This window comes from uncultured Campylobacter sp. (assembly GCF_938018145.1).
Lineage (GTDB): Bacteria > Campylobacterota > Campylobacteria > Campylobacterales > Campylobacteraceae > Campylobacter_A.
The window spans coordinates 1-2944 of sequence record NZ_CALIII010000368.1 but is presented as its reverse complement, the minus strand read 5'-3'; the positions used below and the strand labels follow the sequence as shown (position 1 = coordinate 2944).

Below are 2944 nucleotides of genomic sequence, written 5' to 3'. Positions count from 1 at the left end.
AAATTTATGACGAAACGCAAGACCCGCATGAGCATATGCTGGAAGCTAAAAACCTAAAACAAGCGCATCCGGGCGACGTGTTTGGTCGTATCGGTGGCGAAGTGCGAAACGGCAGACTCTACACGCCGTACGGAGATATTAAAATTTACGGAGCAAAGGGCAAACTTCGCAACGAAAAAGAGGCGGTTTTTACGTTCGTTCGCGTCGTGAATTATAAAAATGAACCTCAAATTTGGATAGAAAATGAGAATAATTGACGCGTTGGTGCTGGGCGCATTCGTGCTTTTCGTGATATTTTTGATGCGCGGATTCGTCACGCAGACGCTTGAGAGAAGCAAAAGAAGACAAAATTTAAAAAAGGATAAAAAATGAGCGAAACAAAAGAACTGATCGTGGAGATCGGCGTCGAGGAGCTGCCGGCGATCCCGTTTTTAAAAGAGTGCGGCAACGTCGCGGCAAAGTGGCGCGAGACGCTAGCGCAAAACGGCCTGGATAGCGAGTGTGAGTTTTACTACACGCCGCGCAGGATCGCGTTTTACCACCCGAAATTTGCGGTGCGTCAGGAGGACGGATTTAGCGAGTTTATCGGCGCGCCCAGACAAGTCGCGCAAAAAGACGGCGCATGGACGCCTGCCGCGCTAAGCTTTGCTAAAAAATGCGGTATCGCAGAGTCTGAGCTAAAATTTGAAACCGTCGGCGGCAAAGAGGTGCTGTACTACAAAAAGCCCGTCGCGGGTAAGCCTAGCTCTGAGCTTCTGGGCGATATGATCGAGAAGTTTTTGCTCGGCTTAAATTTTGGCAAATCTATGCGCTGGGGCGATGGTAAATTTGAGTTTATCCGTCCAATTCGCTCGTTTTTGTGTTTGCTTGGAGACGAGGTCGTTAAATTTAACAAATTTGACGTTGAAAGCGGCAATACGATTTTCATGCACAGAAGCGTAGGCTATGATAAATTTGCCATTAAAAACGCGAAAGATTATTTCGCCGCGATGCCTAAAATCGGCGTAATCCTCGATCAAAACGCGCGCCGAGAGAAAATTTTGAGCGAATTTAAACAAATCGAAGCCAAAAACGGCGTAACGGTCGAGGTGGACGAGGCGCTGCTAGACGAGGTCGTAGCGATCACTGAGCATCCGACTGCGCTGCTGGGCGGCTTTGAGCGGGAGTTTTTGGAGGTGCCTAGCGAGGTCATCATCACCTCGATGAAGGAAAATCAGAGGTATTTTCCCGTTTTTGAAGGCGGCAAGCTCGCTAATCGCTTCGTGGTCGTTAGCAACGCCATCTCGCCCGAGCCTGCGCTCATCGTAAAGGGCAACGAAAAAGTTCTACGCGCAAGGCTTAGCGACGCGATGTTTTTCTGGCGCAGCGACCTGGCGCATGAGTTTGGCCCCGAAAAGCTAAAAAACATCACCTATCTAAAGGAGCTTGGCAGCACATTTGAAAAGAGCGTGCGCGAGCTGAGCGTCGCAAAACGTCTGGCTAAAATCTGCGCCGAGAGGCTAAAAAAGTGTGCGGGAGAGGGCTACGAGGCGCTACTGGAACGCGCCGTGATGCTAAGCAAGGCCGATCTAACCACGCAGATGGTGTATGAGTTTACCGAGCTTCAAGGCGTGATGGGCGGCTACTACGCGGCGGCTAAGGGCGAAAACGAAAACGTCGTAACCGCGATCAAGGAGCAGTATTTGCCAAGCGGCGAGGCTAGCGCGCTACCTAGCACTATCTTTAGCTCCGTCGTCGCGCTCGCGATCAAGCTCGAGACGCTAATCGGGCTCTTTAGCGCGGGCAAGATCCCAAGCGGCAACAAAGACCCGTATGCGCTGCGCCGAGCGGCTAACGGCGTCATAAAGATAATCCAAAACGAAAATCTAAACCTTGATATCGCGGCGTTTTTGCGCGAGACGGCGGAGGGCTACGCCAAATTTGACGTCGAGGCGCTGATAGGATTTATATTTGATAGGCTTTATACATTTTTTGACGTGAACCCGTCCGTAGTAAAGGCCTGCCTAGCTAGCAAAAAAGGCGACGTGCTCGCGCAGTGCGAGGCGATCGAGGCTCTGGGCGCGATCTGCGCGGCGGAGGACTTTAGGCAAAATTTTAGCACGTTTAAGCGTCTGGCAAACATCATCAAGGATGAAAATTTCGGCTCGGTTGATGAAGCGAAATTTGAAAATGAGAGCGAGAAAAAGCTAAATGATGCGTTTAAGGCCGCGGTAAAAGCCGGCGGCTCATACAGCGAACGCCTAAAAAATCTTTTCGGTCTAAAAGCCGCGATAGACGAGTTTTTCGACAACGTAATGATAAACGCCGAGGACGAGCTCGTGCGTAAAAACCGCCTTGCGCTCGTGGGGCAAATTTACGCAGAATTCCTCAAAATCGCCGATATAAAAGAGATAAGCCTATAAACTCTAGAAGCGGTGCTGCCGCTTCTGCACTCAGCTTAGGGCGCCAATGCTTAGGTGTGGTTTGCGGAGGTATAGCCTTTGCCATGTTTGGCAATCCTGAAAAAATCAACCTCGACCTCACGCAAAGCGCTGTGCTGCTGTGGCTTGGCATCGGAGCTAGCGGTCTAGGATACTTTTTATGGAACAAAGGCGCATGCGAGGTAGATAGCGGCACTCTAGCTATCATGAACAACGCTCTCATACCTGCAGCCATCATCGTAAATTTAGTATTTTGGCATAAGGATGCGGATATACTAAGACTCTGCCTAGGCGGTGCGGTGATTTATATCTCGCTACTCATTCACAATAAAATCATCGCACACTACGAGCGAGCAAGCGTAGCGGCAAAATAGTCTAAATTTGAAGCCAAATTTAGTTAAAATTTAAAACTAGCGGCGAGATCAAATATCGCCGCTTTACTTGACGGTAGTAGGTATTTTAAATTTGGGTTTTAAAAAGGATCAGATATGCACGACGCCGCAGCACTTCTAATCGCACTCGTT

General features: G+C 49.5%; 2 protein-coding genes and 2 pseudogenes. All 4 read left to right on the top strand.

The genetic code is table 11. The annotated features are described in order from the left end of the window. Window positions 1-257, top strand: a pseudogene (locus tag Q0338_RS08450) (endonuclease); the annotation flags it as partial. Then, window positions 244-372, top strand: a complete 129-nt coding sequence (locus Q0338_RS08445; RefSeq protein WP_009494292.1) for a hypothetical protein — start codon at window positions 244-246, stop codon at window positions 370-372. The pseudogene Q0338_RS08450 and the gene Q0338_RS08445, both read left to right, overlap by 14 nt. Further along, on the top strand, window positions 369-2402 hold the full coding sequence (gene glyS, locus Q0338_RS08440; protein WP_298086363.1) for a glycine--tRNA ligase subunit beta: 2034 nt from the start codon (window positions 369-371) through the stop codon (window positions 2400-2402). The genes Q0338_RS08445 and glyS overlap by 4 nt, the downstream gene beginning before the upstream one ends. Window positions 2403-2488: 86 nt before the next feature. Further along, a pseudogene (locus Q0338_RS08435) lies at window positions 2489-2794 on the top strand (hypothetical protein); the annotation flags it as partial. Window positions 2795-2944 lie beyond the last annotated feature (150 nt).

Excerpts from the sequence above, each read along its gene's own strand:
- Q0338_RS08445 (WP_009494292.1), top strand. The coding sequence starts at position 244 with ATGAGAATAATTGACGCGTTGGTGCTGGGCGCATTCGTGCTTTTCGTG.
- glyS (WP_298086363.1), top strand. The coding sequence starts at position 369 with ATGAGCGAAACAAAAGAACTGATCGTGGAGATCGGCGTCGAGGAGCTG.